General features: G+C 64.7%; 7 protein-coding genes and 1 pseudogene. 4 read left to right on the forward strand and 4 right to left on the reverse strand.

The features are described from left to right. Positions 1–67: 67 nt before the first annotated feature. The 4 genes from AC0V7N_RS19115 to AC0V7N_RS19130 form a co-directional block, all read right to left on the reverse strand. A complete protein-coding gene (locus AC0V7N_RS19115) occupies positions 68–895 on the reverse strand; it encodes a M15 family metallopeptidase (RefSeq protein ID WP_475450025.1) in 828 nt (275 codons plus the stop codon). Between the two features lie 206 nt (positions 896–1,101). Then, positions 1,102–2,034: a penicillin-binding protein 1C gene (locus tag AC0V7N_RS19120; protein WP_475450026.1), complete on the reverse strand. Its 933-nt coding sequence runs from the start codon at positions 2,032–2,034 to the stop codon at positions 1,102–1,104. Next, entirely contained in the window at positions 1,935–3,191 is a 1,257-nt protein-coding gene (locus AC0V7N_RS19125; protein WP_475450027.1) for a transglycosylase domain-containing protein, read from the reverse strand. The genes AC0V7N_RS19120 and AC0V7N_RS19125 overlap by 100 nt, the downstream gene beginning before the upstream one ends. A 108-nt stretch (positions 3,192–3,299) precedes the next feature. Continuing rightward, positions 3,300–8,798, reverse strand: a complete 5,499-nt coding sequence (locus AC0V7N_RS19130) for an alpha-2-macroglobulin family protein (protein WP_475450028.1) — start codon at positions 8,796–8,798, stop codon at positions 3,300–3,302. A gap of 280 nt (positions 8,799–9,078) precedes the next feature. Between AC0V7N_RS19130 and AC0V7N_RS19135 the strand changes: the two genes are divergently transcribed. From AC0V7N_RS19135 to AC0V7N_RS19150, 4 genes and pseudogenes are all read left to right on the forward strand, one after another. Further along, positions 9,079–11,007: an autotransporter assembly complex protein TamA gene (locus AC0V7N_RS19135; protein WP_475450029.1), complete on the forward strand. Its 1,929-nt coding sequence runs from the start codon at positions 9,079–9,081 to the stop codon at positions 11,005–11,007. A gap of 2 nt (positions 11,008–11,009) precedes the next feature. Next, positions 11,010–17,062: pseudogene (locus tag AC0V7N_RS19140) on the forward strand (translocation/assembly module TamB domain-containing protein). Between the two features lie 325 nt (positions 17,063–17,387). Next, positions 17,388–19,046, forward strand: coding sequence for an ABC transporter substrate-binding protein (locus tag AC0V7N_RS19145; RefSeq protein WP_475450030.1), 1,659 nt, complete (start codon positions 17,388–17,390; stop codon positions 19,044–19,046). Positions 19,047–19,273: 227 nt separating this feature from the next. Next, positions 19,274–20,308: an ABC transporter permease gene (locus tag AC0V7N_RS19150; protein WP_475450031.1), complete on the forward strand. Its 1,035-nt coding sequence runs from the start codon at positions 19,274–19,276 to the stop codon at positions 20,306–20,308. Positions 20,309–20,314 lie beyond the last annotated feature (6 nt).

Genomic DNA, 20,314 nt, shown 5'->3' on the forward strand with positions numbered 1-20,314 from the left:
AGAAAATTGCAATTTGAGTTTGCCCGATTTCTGGGCAATTATTAGTTACCAGTAATTTATGTTGTAATTATACAACAACTTTCTGAATTAGCGGCCTGCTGCACAGCAATTCCTGCGGCCTGGTGCCGCTTTCGCCTCGCTCGGCGGCGATCGGGAAGTCGAAGCGCTCCCTGGCGAACGGTTCGTTTGTCAGCGTGAAGTGCCACCATTCGCGTGCATAGTTCTTGAAACCGCCGGCAAGCATGGCACTGACGAGCAGCTTGCGGTTTGCTGTCGCTTCACTGCCGAGCGGGCGGTGGGCCGTCTCGCTCATCGGGTCGAAACAGTCGAAACCGGTGCCGAAGTCGAGCGTATCGGCATCGATGGCGCCACAGGCCGGCTTGGAGACGGATGGACCGCCAAGCCTCGCAATCGCGACATCGACGGTCGAGCCGCGCGAATGGGTTGACAGTTCACCGACATAGCCCTTGGCGATGAGGTCGCCACGCCGGACCTTCGGATACCATTGCGGATCGGGCGGCCCGCCCTCTCGTGTCCATTTGCCCATGTCGGCGACGGCGCGGGCAGGGCGGTAGCAGTCGAACACGACCAGTGTCAGGCCTTTCGCGGCCATTGCCTGCTGGACGCCAGCCAGGGCTTGCGCTGCCTGCAAGGTTAGAATGCAGACCGGCGCGTCGTAGCCATTCACCTTGCGGTGCAGGAAATCGTCCGATCCGGCGTAGCGGATGTCCTGGCGGATCGAAGGAGCGATATCGGTGAGGCGGACGAAGCCGGCGGGCAGGGGGTTGGCGCAAGCAGAGAAAGGGGTTGCCGTGACGAGGATTGTTGCTGCCAGTGCCGAGGCTGCCGACAAGAGAGGTTTGCGCGAGGCACCCCCCTCTGGCCTGCCGGCCATCTCCCCCTCAAGGGGGGAGATTGGCAGCTTTGGCGTCTTTCTCCACCATCGACAATTGGCGAAAGCGGCAAGGACATTCGATCTCCCCCCTTGAGGGGGAGATGCCCGGCAGGGCAGAGGGGGGCGCCTCGCGACTAACATCAGAAGGGTATCTCGCTATTCGCAGAGTTTTCAGAAAGCCAGTTCGATGAATCGCTTCCAGCCGTCTATTCAACGAACACTTTCACGCTCGCCGCCCGCCCCGCCGCGTCGATCACGGTCAGCGTCGAGTAACCAGCGCCGTCGGGCAGCCAGGTCGCGGTGCGGCGGCGGTCGATGCCGGAGAGCGGCTTGCCATTGGCCAGCCATCGGAATGGCGCGCGGCCGCCTTGCAGCTTCAGCACCAGCGGCGAGGCATCGGCCGAATTGGTGGCGAGGTCGACGCGGGCGCCGTCCGGCGGGAAGATGATGGTCGGCGCGGGTTCGGTCGGCGTCGCCTGCACCAGGCCGTCGGCGCCGGCACCGAAACGGGCAAGCGTCACCGGCAGGTCCTCGCGCTTGGGGGTGAAGGCGCCGGGTGGCTTGCCCGGCAGCGGCACAGTGGCCAGGCCGGAACGGACAAAGCCCTCGAACAGGATCGGGGCAGCTGAGACATAGCCGGAAAGGCCCGGCACGGCGCTGGCATCCGGCCGGCCGACCCAGACACCAAGCACATAGCGGCCATCGAAGCCGACCGACCAGGCGTCGCGGTAGCCGTAGGAGGTGCCGGTCTTGTAGGCGATGCCGCGCTGCAAGGCGCCTTCCGGCGGCTTTACACCCGAGAGGATGTCGATGATCTGCCAGTTGGCCTGGTCGTTGAGGATGGTGGCGGTGGTGCGCTCGGCATTGGCCGGCTCGGTGCCGTCATGCAGCGTGTGCGTCTTGCCGCCATTGGCGAGCCCCGTATAGAGCTGGACGAGGTCGCGCAGCGTGACGCCGACGCCGCCGAGGCCGATGGCGAGGCCCGGCGCCTCGTTGACCGGCAGGATCGGGTTGACGCCGGCCTGGCGGAAGCGCGCCGTCAGCCGCGCCGGCCCCACCGCGTCGAGCACGCGGATCGCCGGTACGTTGAGCGACAATTGCAGCGCCTGGCGGATGCTGACATCACCCTGGTAGCCCATGTCGAAATTCTGGGCCGGTAGCCGCCGAAATCGACCGGGCTATCCTCGATCAGCGTTTCCTGCGCCACCAGCCCCTGTTCGAAGGCAAGGCCATAGATGAACGGCTTCAGCGTTGAGCCAGGCGAACGCACGATCTTGGTCATGTCGATCCAGCCGGAACGGCTGGCGTCGAAGAAATTGGCCGAGCCGACTTCGCCCAGAATGTCGCCCGTGCGGGAGTCGGCCAGCACCATGGCGACGGACAGACGCGGCCCGAGCTTGGTCGCGGCGTCGCGCGCGACTTGTTCAAGCCCTTGCTGGACGCTTTTGCGGATCGTCAGCTTGAGCGGCTGACCGGGAACGGCCCTGGGCAGCATCGCATAGGCGGCATGCGCGGCGAGCGCCGGCAAGGTGCGGCGCAGGCCCGAAACATCGTCGAGCGCTGCGCGTGCCGCCTCGCGTTCGCCGATCAGGCCCGAGGACACCATGCGGGTCAGCACGCGGTCGCGGGCGGCATGCGCGATTTCGAGGTTGCGGTCGGGCCGGCGTTTTTCCGGCAATTGGGGCAGCGCGACGAGCAGGGCGGCTTCGGAGACGGTGAGCCGCTTCGGTTCCTTGCCGAAATAGGCGAGCGAGGCGGCGCGCACGCCTTCGAGGTTGCCGCCATAGGGCGCCAGCGTCAGGTAGCGTTCGAGGATCTCGCGCTTGGACAGCCGCCGCTCGATCTGGATGGCGCGCAGCATCTGCTTGATCTTGGAGCCGAGGCTGCGGCTTTCGCGCGGCTCGATCAGGCGGGCGAGCTGCATCGACAGCGTCGAACCGCCGGAGACGATGTGGCCGCTGGTGATCAGCTGGCCGGCAGCGCGGCCGAGTGCCAGCACGTCGACGCCCTGATGGTCCCAGAAGCGCTTGTCCTCATAGGTGACCAGCATGTCGACGAACTGCTTGTCGACCTGGTCGAGCCGGGTTTCGAGCCGCCAGTAGCCGTCCGGCGTGGCGAAGGCGCGCAACAGCTGGCCGTCGCGGTCCTGGACTTCGGTGGAGACGGTGAGTTCCGCCGGCAGCGGCGGCGGAAAGGCGCGGTCGAGTTCCCAGAGGGAGGCTGCGGAGAGGACTGCAAGGCCGGCGCAGGACGCTGCGGTTATCGCTGCTCGATGGAGAAATTTTCTGGAGAGCATGGCGCTGCCCCTCATCCGGCTGCCGCCACCTTCTCCCCGTATAGTGACGGGGAGAAGGGAGCTGTGCTGAGCGCAATCGCCATTTGCATGATCGTCACAACAGGCGCCTTACGGTGCCTTGATCTCCATCATGCCGGTGGCGGTGCGGGCCGAATATTGCGGCCGGTACATGTCTTCCACCGTTGCCGCCGGATGGGCGTAGGTGCCCGGCGTCACGGCGCGCACGACATAGGCGAGGGTCAGATTGTGGTCGTGCTCGCCGTCGGCCGGGTTGAACGCCGCGACGAAACGGTCGTCGCGGAATTCGAGATGCGCGGCGTCGGTCTGTGCCAGCCAGGAGAAGTTCGTCAATTGGGCGCTGGAGACCAGGCCGGGATTGTCGATTTCGAAGCCGGCGGGCAACAGGTCGGTGACCAGCAGGCGCGACGGCCAGCTGTTCTGTTCGGTGACCTTGAGCACGACGACATAGCGTTCGTTCTGGGTCGCCTCCGTCACATTGGCTTCGGTGCCATCGAGCTTGTAGTAGGTGCGGTTGATGGTGAAGCCGTCACCGCCGGCCGGCAGGGGCTGGATCGGCGACGCCACGGTGGTGACGACGGCCTGCAGCGGGGTCTTGCCGGTGTTGGCGATTTCGAGCGGGCTGTCGACCAGCTCGGAGCCGTTGACCTGGTTGGAATAGCCGCCCGAATGCGGCGCGCCATTGACGGTCAGCGTGATCGAGTCATTGCCTTCCTTCAGCGCGCGAGCCGCCAGCAGCATCCAGGAATCGTCCTGGGTGCTGGTCCAGCGGACTTCGGCGCGTTCCCTGGTCACCAGCTTGATCAGCTCCGGCACGATCGTCGACACCGGCTTCGATTCCGCCGCCAGCGACAGCATCGCCGCGCCGTCGCGCAGCGCCGAGCCGTAGTCGGAGCGGTACCAGTCGTAGTCGGTCTGCGACTTGGCGAGCTGAAGCGCGGTCTTGAACGTCGCCTCCGAGCGCTGGGTATCGCCGTAGAGCGCAAGGCTCGCCGCCAGCTGGGCAACGGCCATCGGGCTCGAGAAGGCTTCGAGCTGGGTGTCGGCATAGTAACGCAGGTCGCCGATCGAGGCCTTCTTGTTGCGGGCCAGCACGTAGAGGGCGTATGCGATCTCGCTGCCGCGGTCCTGTACGCTCTGGTCGTAGCCGAGCGAGTTCTGCAGATTGCTCAGCGCCTGGTTCATGGCGAGAGCCGGCACATCGTATTTCTGCTCGCGCGCCCTGGTCAGGAACTCGCTGACATAGGCGTCGAGCCACAGATCGCCTGAGCCCGGACCCCACAGGCCGAAGCTGCCGCTCGAGGACTGGTAGCTCAGCACCTTGTAGATGGCATCCTGGATGCGGCCGTGCAGGTCGGGGTCGCTTTCCATGCCGATGCCGGAAGCCATCTCATTGACATAGAGAAGCGGCATGGCGCGGCTGGTGGTCTGCTCGGCGCAACCATAGGGGTAGCGGTCGAGCGTCATCAGCAGCGACGGCACGTCGAAGGCTGCCGCCTGCGAAACGCCGACACTGACGGAGGCACCCTCAAGCAGGCTTGCCGCCAGGAGCTCCTTGTCGACGCGCAGCGCGCCGCCATTGCCCTTGAGGTCGACCACAAGGCGCGTGGTGACCGGCAATTGCGCCGGGCGCACCGGCACGTAGAGCGTCTGCTCGACCTTGGTGCCGTCGGCGTGCGCCAGCTTGATGGTGAGCGAGGCATTGCCCGCCGTCTTTGCGATCAGCGGCACGGTCAGCGTCTGGCGCTTGCCCTGGGCGAGCGTCAGCTTCTGGGGCAGGGGCTTGTCACCGGTCGACAGATCGCCCGTCGTATCGATCGAGAAGGCATAGTCGCCGGCCGGGCCGTCGGTGTCGGCGACGTCGAGCCGCATGACGGCGGCGTCGCCAGGGGCCAGGAAGCGCGGCAGGCCGGCGGTGATGACCACCGGGTCGCGCACGATCACATCCGACTGGGCATGCCCGACCGCTTCCTTGGTCCAGGCGACAGCCATGACGCGCACGGTGCCGTTGAACTGCGGGATGTCGAAGTCGATCCGTGCCTTGCCGTCGGCATCGAGCTGGACGGGGCCGGAGAAGAAGGCGACCAGCTTTTCGGTGGGCGGGCTGCCTTGCGCCTGCATGTTGGCGCCGTCACCGCCGGTCCTGAGCTTGCCGGTGGTGCCGAGCGAGCCATCGATCAGGCGGCCATAGATGTCGCGGATCTCCATGCCCAGCATGCGCTGGCCAAAGAACCAGTTCTCCGGGTCCGGCGCCTTGTAATTGGTCAGGTTGAGGATGCCGACATCGACGGCGGCGACCATGACATAGGCGTTGGTGCCCGGCTGCACGCCGGCCACGGAAACCGGGATCGACAGCTGTTGGCGCGGCATGGTCTTGTCCGGCGGCGTCAAGGTGATGGCGAGCTTCTTCGAGCCCGGATCGACCGTCAGCCATTTCACGCCGATGGCGCGGGCCGGCATGCGCGTCTCCTGCGCATCGCCCGGCCGGAACAGGGTTGCCGTGACATAGGCGCCGGCGCCCCAGTCGTCGCCGACCGGAATGTCGACGGTGCTGCCGCCAACCGGCACCGTTGCCGTGATGGTCTTCAACAGCTTGTCGGAGCCGATATTGATCAGAAGTTCGCCGGCAAAGTGCGGCGAGACTTTCAGCTTAGCCACTTCGCCCGCGGCATAATTGTCCTTGTCGAGGGCGATCTCCAGGCCGTCAGGCGTCTCGGTGGTGGTCGAGGCGACATACCAGCCGGCGTCGAACTCGTAGCTGGTGGCGGGACCCTCGGGATCGGAGGTCTCGACCTCGAGTCTGTACTGGCCCCAGTCGACCGGGACCGAGACCGTGGCGTCGCCATCGGCGTTGAGGTCAATCTGGCCGTTGGCGATCGACTTGGTGAAGGTGACCGGCTCGTAGTTCCACGAATTGTTGGAGCGGTACCACTGGTAATTGCGTTCGACCTTGACCAGCGTCCACTGCGCGCCTTTCAGCGCCTCGCGCTTGCCGGCCGGATCGACGGCGATCAGGCTGAACTTGGCCGTGCCGCCCTGCGGCACTTCATCGTCGGCGAAATCAGGACGGATGCCGATCATATGGCCTTGCGGGCGGATGCCGATGTTGAGCGAGCGCTCGATGGCGCGGCCGCCGGTCTCGCGCATGCGCACCGTCACCTTGCCGTCGACCAGCTTGGTCGTCGAGGGCAACTGGTCGACGGAGATCGGGAAGGTCGCCTTGCCGTCATCGCCAACCACCGGCAGGTTGGTCAGCGGCGTGACCGAGGGCTCCGCCGACTGCTCGTCGGCGAGGCCGAAGGAAAAGTTGGGGAAGCGGTCCCAGTCGCGCGCCGTCGACAGCGTCAACTCGCCTTCCAGCGCCAGGCCCGCCGCCGGCGCGCCATAGAGGAAGCGGCCGTCGATGTTGATGTTGGCGGTTTCGCCCCGCTCGATTTCCTGCTTGTCGGCCTTCATGTCGAATTCGATGCGATCCGGCACGAAATCCTCGACCAGGAACATCTGGCTGGCGACCGCCGGCTGCTTCGGGTCGGTGTGGATCGACACCGACCAAGTGCCGCGCATGGCGTTGGGTTCGAGCGGCAGGTCGACGGCATGGCCGCCGGCCGAGGCGCCGTCGCTGACGATGCGGCGGTCCTCGACGCCGTCGGGGCGCGCGAAGATGAAGGTCAGCGGCAGGTTCTCGACCGCTTTGGCGGCGCCATCGCGGGCAAGGGCGGCGACATGGACATCCTCGCCGGCGCGGTAGATGCCGCGCTCGGTCCAGGCATAGACGTCGAGCGCGCCGGGCGCCGCGCGTCCGGTGACGCCGCGGTCGGACAGGTCGAAGCCGGCCTTGGACATATCGAGGAAGACGAAATCATTGTCGCCCTGCTTGGCCATCAGCACCGCCGGAACCATGCCGCCGTCGCCGCGCGTCAGGCCGGGGTTGAAGACGGCGTGGCCGTCGGCGTCTGATGTCGCGGTGCCGAGAACCTCGTTGTTGCGGGCAACCAGCGTCAGTTCGGCGCCGCCTATCGGCTTGGCTGAGCCCAGCGAACGGGCAAAGACATTGAGCCCGTCCTGGCCGGTATAGGTCGACAGGCCGATGTCGGAGACGACGAACCACTGCGTGGCCATCGAACCATAGTTGTCGCTCTTGTCGTTGACCGGCTGGGCGGTCAGCACGTAGACGCCGGGCTTGCGTTGCGGCAGCGCTTCGTCGACCGGGAAGGAGGTGGTGACCTCCTTGTTGAGGTCGTTGACGATGTCGATCTGGCCTTGCCAGACCGGCGCGCCCATCTGCTCGGAAATGTTGGAGATGTCATAGCTGTCGAGCTGGTGCAGGAACTGGTAGCCCGACAGAAGCTGCGCCAGCGAACGGTCGCCGATGCGGTAGAGCTTCATCTGGGCGGCGTTCATGTTGACGGTGACGACCGGAATGCCGCGGCGTGCGCCGGCCGGCAGCACGAAGCTGTCGCCGGTGAAGCGAGCGGATGGGGCCCGGTCCTGCACATAGATCGACAGCACCACGGGAGCGGCGGTCACTTCGCCGATGGCCGCCGGCAGGCCGGCGCGGAAGGTGACGTCGTAATGCTGGCCGTGTTCGAGCCCTTCGACGCAGATCTGCTTGTCCTTGGCCTCGACGCCCTTGGGCGGTGCGTTGTCGACGGTGACGAACTGCGCGTAGTCGACGCCGGTCTTGACCAGTTCCTCGGAGAATTGCGCGCAGATGCGCGGCGCGCTGGTGTCGGCATCGACGCTGTGGTCGACGACACGGAAACCCTTGCGGGCCTTGAGATCGGCATAGTCGGCCTGGACGGCCGGGGACGTTACGAGCGCAAGGCTCGCCTCATAGGCCTGCAGCGCCGGGCGGTAGAGATCGCGCTTGTCGAGGCCGGCGCCAAGCAGGGCCAGCACGTCGGCGCGCGTCTTGGTGGTGCGCAAAAGCTTGTAGGCGTTGAAAGCAGCCGAAGTGCCGTTCATCGGCAAGGTAGACGCCTCGGAGGTGTTGGTGGCGGGTTGCACGGCCAGCGTTTCACGCGCCAGATCGAGCCAGAGCCGGCCATCGTCGGGCATCACCGAGACCGCGGCTTCGTATTTCTGCATGGCGGAGCGATGGTCGCCGGTCAGAACGGCCTGCTCGGCCGCGTTGATCAGGGCCGCCATGCCCTCGGTCGGCTTGTCAAAAGCGGGGCCAAGCAGCTTGTTGCGGTATTGCTGGGCCTGATCGGCCATCCAGTTGGGGAAGAAGGCGAGTTCCGGCGGGGCGCCGATATCGGGATCGCCGTCAATGTTGACGATCTTGCCGGCAACCGCGCCGCTGAAGGGCTTCAGCTGGTTGTAGTCGGATTTGAGAAAACACCATTTGGCTTTGGTGTTGTAAGTGAAGGCGCGGCAGGCCGGATCGCCAAGGCATGTCGTCTTGCACTGGTCGAGGGTGACATTCTGGTCGGATCTGAGGTCAAAGCCGAAATAGTCGGAATTGTCTGATGTTGCGATTCGCCGGGCCTCGGCCGCTTGCGCGACGCTGCTCCAGGCTAAGACATTGGCCCAGGCAAAGAAAAGAAGGATAAGGATAGACAGACCACGAGCCGCGCGCATTGCCATAACACCCTCCAGACAAATGCAGACGTCCGCGCATGTTCAAGCTTCAGTCAAGCTTGTCAACGCGCGAACGCGGCAGGTTCCGCCTGCCAACGGTTTATTTCCCGGCCAAGGACCGGTATGCGAACAGTAACCTCCACGGGACAGGGGATCACGCTTTCTTGCGGAAACGCAGAAGGTGTGAATTCCAAGCCCGTCATATTTCAGACAATTGGATTGTGGCCCCTTTACGAGCGCTTCAGAACTTCATTCCAATTTTAGTTTTGTAACCTAGGTTGTCTTAATGCCGGCGCATGAAAAGCAGATGTCAGGAAGGACCGCGCCAGGGCGCGTTCTTCCGCGCGCCCTGCTTTTGGCCATGATGTGCGCGACCGCGCTGGCCGCCGAATCGAGGCCAGCAGCCGCGTTCGAGCTTTTCGGCATCAAACTGTGGGGATCGTCCAACGACGAGGACGCCGATATCGTCGATCCGCTGCGCTATGCCGTGACCATCACGGCGCCCGATGCCGACAAGGATCTGGTCAAGAAGCTTGAAAACGCCTCGGCGCTGAAAGGCGATGAGGATCGGCCGGTCTCAGGCTCGCTCGGGCTGATGGCCAAGGCGCGCAGCGACCGTGAACAGCTGGTTGCGGCCCTCTATGCCGATGCCCGTTACGAAGGCGTTGTCACCATCACCATCGACAGCAAGCCGCTCGACGAGTTGCCGCCAGACGCCGAATTCAAGGGCCCGCAGCCCATTCCGGTGGCGATCACCATCGCCGCCGGGCCCAAATTCACCCTCGGCAATATCAGGCTGGAAGGCGACGCTGCGGGGCTGATGAGCGCCGATTACGGTCTGATATCGGGTGGCGACGCCGGCTCCGGCGCGGTGCTCAAGGCCGAGGCGCTGATCGTGCGGACGCTGAAGGAGCAGGGCAGGCCGCTGGCCAAGGTCACCGACCGGCAGATCGTCGCCGACCATGCCACCTCGACGCTCGATGTGACGCTGACGGTCGCAGCCGGGCCGGTCGCCGGCTATGGCGCGACCACGGTGGAAGGCACCGAGAAAGTCGACCGCGACTTCACCGAATACATGACCGGGTTGAAACGCGGCAAGCAGTACTCGCCGCAGGAGATCAGCGACGCGCGCGACCGGCTGCTGGCGCTGGAAGTCTTCAACAGCGTGACGTTCAAGGAAGCCGACAAGCTCGACGCCGACGGCAACATCCCGATCGGCGTCCAGGTCAGCGAGCGCAAGCCGCGCTATTTCGGCCTTGGCGGCACCTTCTCGAATACCGAGGGCCTTGGTCTGGAAGGCTATTGGGGGCACCGCAACCTGTTTGGCCACGCGGAAAAGCTGCGCATCGACGGCGCTATCAGCGGTATCGGCAGCAACAATCTGTCCGATCTGAACTACAATGCCGGCATCATGTTCGAGAAACCCGGCGTGATCGGGCCGGCGTCGAAATTCTTTGCCAGTGTGAAGACCGTGCTCGAGCATCCGGACGCGTACGACCATTTCTCGGTCAAGGGCAGCACCGGCCTGTCCTATGAACTCGACAAGAAGCAGACCGTCTCGGCCGAGGTCGCGCTCGACTACTCGCGCATCCACGACGCCTTCGGCAAGCACAAGTACCTGATCGCCAGCATTCCGCTGCAATATGTCTATGATAACCGCGACAACCGGCTGAACCCGACCAGCGGCTTCCGGGTGCTGGCCTATGCCGAACCGAGCTACGACATCATGAGCGGGGCCGCCTTCCTCAAGCTGAAGGGCGAGGGATCGGCATATCAGTCGCTGGATACGGCCTCGAAGTTCGTGATGGCCGAGCGCGTCGCCGTAGGCTCGATCGTCGGCACCAGTCTGGAAAACGTTCCGGCCGACCGGCGCTTCTATTCCGGCGGCGGCGGTTCGGTGCGCGGCTACGCCTATCAAGGCATCGGCCCCAAGGATTTCAACGGCCAGCCGATCGGCGGCCTGTCCTTCTTCGAGACCTCGGTCGAAATGCGCATCGCCGTCACCGATACGATCGGCATCGTGCCATTCGTCGATGCCGGCACGGTGTCGACAAAGTCGGTGCCCAATTTCGCCGACGTCAAGGTCGGCGCCGGTGTCGGCTTGCGCTATGTGACGCCCTTCGGGCCGCTGCGCATCGATGCGGCCGTGCCGCTCAACCGCGATCCCGGCGATCCGCATTTCGGCATCTATGCCGGCATCGGACAGGCATTTTGACGATGAAAACGGTCCGGCGCATCCTTCGCTTTGTCCTCTACACACTGCTGATCGTGGTCGCGGGCGCGGTCGGCGCGCTCGTCGTGCTGACCAAGACCGAGCGCGGACGCGACAATCTCGCCGGCATCATCTCGCGGCTGGCCTCGAACGACGATCGCAAGATCACCGTCAGCGGCATTGACGGCATCTGGTCGGGCGCGCTCAGCGTCGACCATGTCGTGCTGGAAGACCGCCAGGGTGCCTGGCTGGTGGCGCGCAAGGTCGCCGTCGACTGGTCGCCGCTGTCACTGCTGTCCAAAAGTTTCAGTGCCGACCGCATCGCGGCCGAGCGCATCGAACTGGCACGCCTGCCGGTGGCCGGCACGCAGCCGCCGGCGCAGAGCGGCACGACGACGCTGCCGGTTTCCATCGACATCAAGCAGATCGACCTGCCCGAAATCGCGCTTGGCCAGCAACTGGCTGGCAGCGGCATCGCCGAACTCGCCGCCAAGGGAATGCTCAAGGCCGATGCCGCGCCGCTGGCGGTCGAGACCACGCTCAACGTCACCCGCCATGACGGCAAGCAAGGCAATGTCGACGCCAAGATCCACTTCGCGCCAGCAGACAACAGGCTCGACCTCGACCTCAAGGCATCGGAACCGGCCGGCGGCATCATCGCCAATCTGCTCAAGCTGCCCGATGCGCCGCCGGTCGACATAGCCGTTTCGGGCACGGGACCGCTTGCCAACTGGAACGGCATCGCCACCTTCACCGTCGACGGCAAGATCGTCACCCAGCTGACGGGCCGTCATCAGCTTACCGACAAGGGCAATCATGTCGAGGCCAAGGGCGACGGCGCGTTCGCGCCTTTCCTGCCGGAAAATCTGAGGCCGCTGTTTGCCGGCAAGACCAGCTTCGACATCGCCGGCACCGCCACATCGGCCGGTGGTATCAGCGTTGACCGCGCCAACATCGAGAGCGATGCCATACATGGCACCGCAACCGGCATTGCCGACCCAGCCGGCGCCAGCGACCTGTCGGTTGAAATTGCTGCCAAGGGCGCACCTGTGCCGATCACCGTGGGCAATGCGGCACAGCCGATCACCGTGGTCATCAGGAGCGTCACCGCCCGCGCCCTTGGCGACGGCAAGGCGCCGATCATCGACATTGGTGCCTCGCTGGTTTCGGTGGTGGCGGGCGGCACCCAGCTCAATGATCTTGCGGCGCAGATCCACTCCGACGGCTTCGACATCCAGAACCGCGCCGGGCCGTTTGCCGTCAAGCTGACCGCGGGTGGGCTGAAGACCGACGTGGCGACGCTGGCGCCGCTGATCACCGGCAAGGTCGATGTCGATCTGGGGGGGTCGCTCAGCAAGGACGCCATCACCATCGACCAGGGTACGTTGCGCTCCGATGCGCTGAACGCCTCGCTGACCATGACGGTGGCGCTCGCCGACCTGTCGATGCAGCTGAAGATGAATGCCGACGCGGTGTCGACCGCCTTGCCGCCACAGATCAGCTCGGTGCTGGGCGAGCGGGTGAAATTCTCGGCCGCCGCGACGCGCGATCCGCAGGGCTCGTTTGCCGCCAATTCGATCTCGTTCACCTCCGGCTCGCTCAGCGCCAGCGGCACCGCCAGCGCGCAAGGCACCGACATCCAGGCCGACATCAAGGGCACGCTGGGCGACGTTTCGGTGCTGTCGCCGATGGTCGGCGTGCCGGTTGCCGGCGGTGTCGATTTCGCCCTGTCGGCCAGTGGCGCCAGGACAGCTCCGGACTTCACCGTCTCCGCCGGCAGCGACAGCCTGACCGCCTCGGGCCGCACGGTGAAGGCGATCAAGCTGACGGCGAGCGGCAAGGCCGACATAGCAAGCCCCTCGGCCGATGTTTCGCTGACCGGGACCGTCAACGACCAGCCGCTCGACATCAAGGCGGCGTTGGTGACGAGTGAAGGCAAGCGTTCGATCAACGGTTTTCTGGTCTCGCTTGGCGACAACAAGGTTTCGGGTGACCTGGCCCTCGATGACAAGTTCATGCCCCTGGGCACGCTGACGCTCGCCGCACCCGCCATCGACCAGTTGGCGGCGCTCGCCGGCCAGGCGATAACCGGCGACATCAGCGGCACCATCGGCTTTACCAAGGACGGCGAGACGCCGTCTGTCACCATCGATGCCAAGAGCACCTCGATTGCGCGCGGCGAGGTGACGGCCAAGACCATCGCGGTCAACGCGCTGATCGCCAACTATCTCAAGGCGCCGGCGATCGCGGGCACCATCAAGGCTGACTCGGTCACGTCGGGCGCCACCGAAATCAGCGGCATCGGCGTCGACCTGAAGCGCGACGGCGACTGGACCAATTTCACCGGCGGCGCCACCATAGCGGGCATTCCGGCGACAGCGGCCGGCCGGGTCGAGATCGCTCAGGGCACCACCAGCGTCGAGATCGCCTCGGGCGAAGCCACGGTTCGCGGCATCAAGGCAGCGATCGCTGAAGCCTCGACCCTGACCATCGCCAATGGCACCACCAGCATCGAGAAGCTGGCGCTCGACATCGGTGGCGGTGCGGTGACGCTGTCGGGCAGCGCCGGCCAGACGCTCGATCTCGCCGCGCAATTCTCAGCGCTGCCGGCGGCGCTTGCCAATGATTTTGTGCCCGGCCTCGATGCCGTGGGTACGCTCGGGGGCACGGCGCAAATGACCGGAACGCCGGCTGCTCCGGAGGTCCGGTTCAACGCGCAGCTGGCCGGCGTCGAAACCAGCCAGACCCGTCAGGCTGGGCTCGGGCCGCTCGCGGTCGATGCGGCCGGCACCTACACCTTGGCCGGCGGCGTCGCCCTCGACCATGCCACGCTATCCGGCGACAAGATTTCCGGCAAAGCCACCGGCACCATCAATCCGAACGGCGCCAGCGATTTTGCGCTTGATCTCACCTCATCCGGCCCCAGCCTGCCGCTGACCTTCGGAAGTGCCGCAAGTCCGGTGAAGATCGAGGTCCAGTCCTTGTCGGCAAAGGTGGTGGGCGAGAGCACGCAGGCCCGCCTCGATGTCTCCGCGATCCTGCCTTCGGTCACCACCAGCCCGGCTAAGGTGGAGGGACTTGTCCTGACATTGCATTCGGACGCGTTCGATCTCAAGAACCGCGCCGGACCGGTTTCCAGCACGGTGTCGGTGGACAAGGTCGGTCTCGACAATGCCGCGATCGCGCCGTTGATCGCCGGCAAGGTCACGGCCGCGCTCAACGCCCGGCTGACATCGGACGCCGTCGCGATCGACAGCGGCTCGCTCAAAAGCGATGCGCTGAACAGCCAGGTCGCCGGTCAGGTATCGCTGCGCGACGGCTCAATCGATCTCAAGCTGAATGCGGATGCCCCATCATCGGCCTTGCCGGCGGCGGCGCGCGGCATGCTTGGCGAACGCGCTCAGATCAGCGCCACGCTGAAGCGCGACCCCAACGGCAGTATCAACATAGACGGATTGAAGCTGACGTCTGGTGCGCTGACCGCCGGCGGGCAAGCGAGCCTTGCCGACAACAAGCTGGCCGCCGACATCAAAGGCGCGCTGAGCGACATCTCGCTGCTATCCAAGGACGCCAAGGGCGCCATTGCCTTTGCCCTGAATGCCCAGGGGCCGGCCATCGCACCTGATCTGTCGCTGACCATCAACAGCGATCGGCTGCTGGTGGCGGAGCGCGAGATCACCGGACTGAGGCTCACCGCCACCGGCAAGGCGGATGCCTCCAATCCGGCGGCGAATGTGCAATTGACCGGCAATGTCGCGGGACAGGCCTTGCAAGGCAGCGCCGTGCTGGCAACGGCGGACGGCAAGAGCGCCATCAACGGCCTGCTTCTGTCGCTGGGCAAGAACAAGATCTCCGGCGATCTGGCGCTGGACGACAAGTTCGTGCCGGAAGGCACCATCTCGCTCGACCTGCCGGACATTGGGCCGCTCGCCGCGCTGGCGCTGGAAAAGGCCGAAGGCGATGTGCGCGGTACGATCGCCTTCACCAAGAACGGCGCAGCACCCCAGGTCGCCATCAAGGCGGCCACCGGTTCGATCACGCGCGGCGACTTGCAGGCGAAGGCGGTTTCCATCGATGCGCTGATCGCCAACTATCTCGCCGCTCCGGTGATCTCGGGCAAGATCCGCGCCGACACTGTCACATCGGGCGGCACCGTGATCAGCGGCATCGATGTCGATTTGAAGCGCGACGGTGACTGGACCGGCTTTTCCGGTGGCGCCACCGTCAAGGGCATTCCGGCCAAGGCCGCCGGCCGGGTGAAGGTGGCCAACGGCACCACCACCATCGAGCTGGCTTCCGGCCAGGCGACCGTCCAGGGCATCAAGGTGGCCATCGCCCAGGCTTCGACACTCAGCATCGCCAACGGCACGACGACGCTGGACCGGCTGGTGCTCAATCTCGGCGGCGGCACGGCGACAGTGACCGGCAAGGTCGGGCAGGCGCTCGACATCAATGCGACGCTGGCGAAGGTGCCGATGTCGCTCGCCAACAGTTTCTCGCCAGGCCTCGATGCCGCAGGTTCGATTTCCGGCACGGTCAAGGTGACCGGCGCGCCGGCGAACCCCGCCGTGGCGTTCAACATCGATGCGGCCGGCGTGCAAACGTCTCAAACCCGAGGTGCCGGTGTCGGTGCCGTGGGCGTCTCCTCGTCCGGCACCTTTGCCGGCAACAAGCTGACCTTCAACGCCAATGTCAGCGACGGCGCCGGGCTTGGCCTCAAGGGCGGCGGCACGATGACGACGGCAGGTACGCCGGCGCTGGTGCTCGACTTCAACGGCGCCGCGCCGTTCGGCATGCTCAGCCAGAAGCTTGCCGCGCAAGGCCTGGCACTGACGGGAACCGCCAATGTCAATGTCCAGGTGCGTGGTCCGGCGACATCGCCCGTCATCGGCGGCAGCGTCAGCACCTCGGGTGCGCGGCTGGTCGATGCGCGTTCGGGGCTGGCCGTCAACGATCTCACGGCCGACGTCTCGATCGGCGGCGGCGTCGCCAGGATCAACCGGCTGACCGGAACCTTGTCGACGCGCGGCAGTCTGTCGGCGAGCGGCACGGTCGGCATCAACCCGGCGCAGGGTTTTCCGGCCGACCTGTCGATCAAGCTCACCGACGGCCGTTATACGGACGGGCGCGTGGTGACGGCCAATCTCGGCGGCGACCTGACGATCAAGGGGCCGCTGACATCGGCACCGGTGATTGCCGGCACCGTCGACCTCGCCAAGACCGTCATCACCGTTCCGGACAAATTGCCGGGTCGCTCTCGGCACTCGACGTCAAGCACAAGAACGCGCCGGGCGCGGTCAAGGCGCAGGACAAGGCGCTGCGCCCCGCGACGACCAGCGGCAAGGGCGGCGGCAGCGGGCTTGCCCTTGATGTCACCGTCAACGCGCCAAACCAGATCTTCATCCAGGGCAGGGGCGTCGATGCCGAGCTCGGCGGCTCGCTCAGGCTGACCGGGCCGGCGTCGTCGCCACAGGCGGTCGGCACCTTCACCCTGCAGCGCGGCCGGCTGTCGATCCTCGGCAAGCGGCTGACCTTCACCGAGGGCACAGTCGGCTTCTCCGGCTCGCTGGTGCCCTACCTCAACCTGACCGCGACAACGACGACGACCAGCGCCACCGTCACCATCGTGGTGTCGGGCGAGGCGACCAATCCGAAATTCACCTTCTCCTCGGTGCCGGCGCTGCCCGAGGACGAGGTGCTGGCGCAACTGATCTTCGGCCGCTCAATGTCGAACCTGTCGCCGCTGCAGATCGCGCAGCTGGCCGAAGCCGCCGCGCAGTTGGCCGGCGTTGGCGGATCGACGTCGCTGCTGGAGAACCTGCGCAGCGCCATCGGCGTCGACGATCTCGACGTGACCACGGACAGCCAGGGCGGAACGGCGGTCTCGGCCGGCAAATACCTGAACGACCGCACCTATGTGACCATCCAGAAGGGCGACAAACCGGGTTCCGGCAAGGCGACCATCGACCTCAATGTCGGGCGCGGCGTCAAGTTGCGCGGCGAGGCGACGGACGCCGGCGAGGCCAAGGGCGGCATCTTCTACGAAAAGGAATATTGAGGTTCGGGCCCTCATCCCGGGTGAGGCGCTGGCCCTCATCCCGGGTGAGGCACTGGCCCTCATCCCGGGTGAGGCACTGGCCCTCATCCTGGCCAGAACTGGCGCTGTCGTAACCCGTGCCAATGTCTCAGTTTAATCGCCGTGAGTAGATTTTGGCGGAATCTGGGCGCACTAGCAATTTTGCGTCAAGACTGTCGCTATCGCGCGTACCGCTCCCTTTTCAAAGTTGCACATTCGCTAACATGTTCCCAATCCAAGCCGTCTTTGACATCATGGCCTGGATGCGGAATGTTAATCGGCGGAAAGCCAACAATGGGAGTTAGTCATGACAATCTATAAGAGTAATGGCGACAGCGTTCCGGATCACATCCTGGCCATGGCCGAAGAAGCTAAGGCAGGTAATGTCGATCGCCGCGAATTCCTGGCGCTCGCCAGCGTCTTCGGCGCCTCGACGGCGATGGCTTATGGCCTGCTCGGTCTCGCCGACCCGACGCCGGCAAAGGCGGATGAGGTAAAGGGCAAGAAGGGCGGCACTCTCAAGATCGCCCAGTGGATCAAGGATCCGAAGGACCCACGCAAGGCCGACTGGTCGGAGATCGCCAATGCCGAGCGCCAGGCGCTTGAGCCACTGGTCAAGTACACCACCGAATACACGTTCCGCCCCTATCTGCTGGAAAGCTGGGACGTCAACGACGACGCCACGCAGTACATCCTGCATGTGCGCAAGGGCGTGACCTGGCACAACGGCGATGCTTTCACCGCCGATGACGTAGTACACAACTTCAACCGCTGGGGCGAGAAGGCCGCCGAAGGCAATTCCATGCCCGGCCGTCTTGGCACGCTGTTCGACGACAAGACGGGCAAGCTGCGTGAAGGCGCGGTTACCAAGGTCGACGACATGACCGTCAAGCTGTCGCTCACCAAGCCCGACATCTCGATCATCCCCGGCATTTGCGACTATGTTGCTCTCATCGTCCACAAGTCCTTCGACGAAAAGGGCGGCGACTTCAAGGCCTGCCCGATCGGCACCGGCCCGTTCGAGCTCGTCTCCTATGATGTCGGCCAGAAAGTGGTCTACAAGCGCCGCGCCGACGACAAATGGTGGGACGGCGAAGTGTTCCTCGATGGCCTGGAATTCATTGACTACGGCACCGATCCGGCAGCCATGGTCAGCGCTTTCGAAGCTGGCGAAGTGCACACCAATTTCGAGACCTCGGCCGACTATGTGTCGATCCTCGACGGTATGAGCCTGGTCAAGTCCGAGGTCGTCACCGCCTCGACCATCGTCTGCCGCACCAACGTCAACAACAAGCCTTACGGCGACCAGAAGGTGCGCAACGCGCTGCAGCTTGCTGTCGACAACAACGTCGTCCTCCAGCTCGGCTACGGCAATGCCGGTTCGGTCGCCGAGAACCACCATGTCTGCTCGATCCATCCGGAATATTACGAGCTGCCCAAGGTTGCCCGTGATCCGGCCAAGGCGAAGGCGCTGATGGCGGAAGCCGGGCAGGCCGATTTCGAACATGAACTGATCACCGTCGACGAGGACTGGCACAAGAATACCGGCGATGCGATCGCCGCGCAGCTGCGCGACGCTGGTATCAAGGTGAAGCGCACCGTGCTGCCGGGTTCTACGTTCTGGAACGACTGGCTGAAGTATCCGCTGTCGATGACCAACTGGAACATGCGGCCGCTCGGCGTCCAGGTTCTGGCGCTGGCCTATCGCACCGGCGAGGCCTGGAACGAAGCCGGCTGGTCGAACCCCGACTGGGATGCCAAGCTCAATGCGGCGCTCGCCGTTGCCGACGCCGCCAAGCGCAAGGAAATGATGAAGGATATCGAGCAGGTCCTGCAGGATTCCGGCATCATCATCCAACCCTACTGGCGCAAGCTCTACAGCCACTCGGTCAAGGCGGTGCAGAACTACAAGATGCACCCGACCTTCGAGCGCGACTACGGCAAGATCTGGCTCGACCAGGCTTGATCGCACAGACAAGGGAAAGGGGCGTCAGCCTCTTTCCCTGCTGTTTGCATCATCTGTCCCCGTTGGTCCGCGCTTCTCTAAAAAAATTGCGGACTCCCGGGCAAGGTCATGCAACAAAAACAGGGTTGATCGCATCCGAAGGCCTGTTTGACAGCCAGCCTCGCCGGTCACGGCAGGGTTGGCTTTCATAGCCGGCTCAAACCCCAACCCATCGGCAGGGGGCCGCCATGCTTTCCTTCGTTATCAGGCGTCTTGGCACCATGGCATTGACGATGCTGTGCCTGACCATGGTCGTCTTCTTCCTGATCAACCTTGAACCCAATCTGAAGAAGCTGGCGATCAGCCAGACCGAAATGCATACGTCGGCCGAGCAGCTCGAGAGCTGGCTGGCCGGGCATGGCTACCGGCAGAACTTCTTCGTCCGCTATGGGCAGTGGCTTGGCGTCATGCCCAAGCAGCCGGTGACCGATCCGGCGACCGGCAAGCCGGCGCAGCGTTTCTCGTTCTGCAATGATCCGATCGTGCCGACCTTCGCCGGCGTTTTCGAGGGTGATTTCGGCTGCTCGACCAAGTTCAAGGCAACGGTCGCCTCGAAATTGTTCCCCGCCCTTGGTGCGACCGGCATCCTGATGTTCTGGGTGCTGGTGGTGATGGTGCCGATCTCGCTGTTGATCGGCATCCTGGCCGGTATGCGCGAGGGCTCGCGAACCGACCGGGTGCTGTCGGTGGCCTCGATCGCCTCGACGGCGACACCCGAATATGTGTCGGGCGTCATCTTCACCGTCATCTTCGCCTCGTGGCTTGGCTGGCTGAACGGCTCGGCCGCGTCGGCGAGCCAAGGCATCACCTTCTACAATTTCACGCTGCCGGTCATGACGCTGGCGATCTACGGCATCGGTTATATCGCCCGCATGACGCGGGCCTCGATGGTCGAGGTGATGACGCAGCAATATATCCGCACCGCCCGGTTGAAGGGTCTCTCCTTCGGCAGCGTGGTGGTCAAACATGCGCTGCGCAATGCGCTGATCGCGCCGTTCACCGTCATCATGCTGCAGTTTCCCTGGCTGCTGACCGGCGTCGTCATCGTCGAGGTGATGTTCCGCTATCAGGGTTTTGGCTACACGCTGGTCGAGGCGGCCGGCAACAACGACATCGATCTTTTGCTCGGCTGCTCGCTGGTCTCGGTGTTCATCGTCCTGATCACGCAGCTCATTTCCGATGTCGGCTACGCGTTTCTCAATCCGCGTATCAGAGTTCAGTAGGGGGCG

The organism is Mesorhizobium kamtschaticum, from assembly GCF_056174585.1.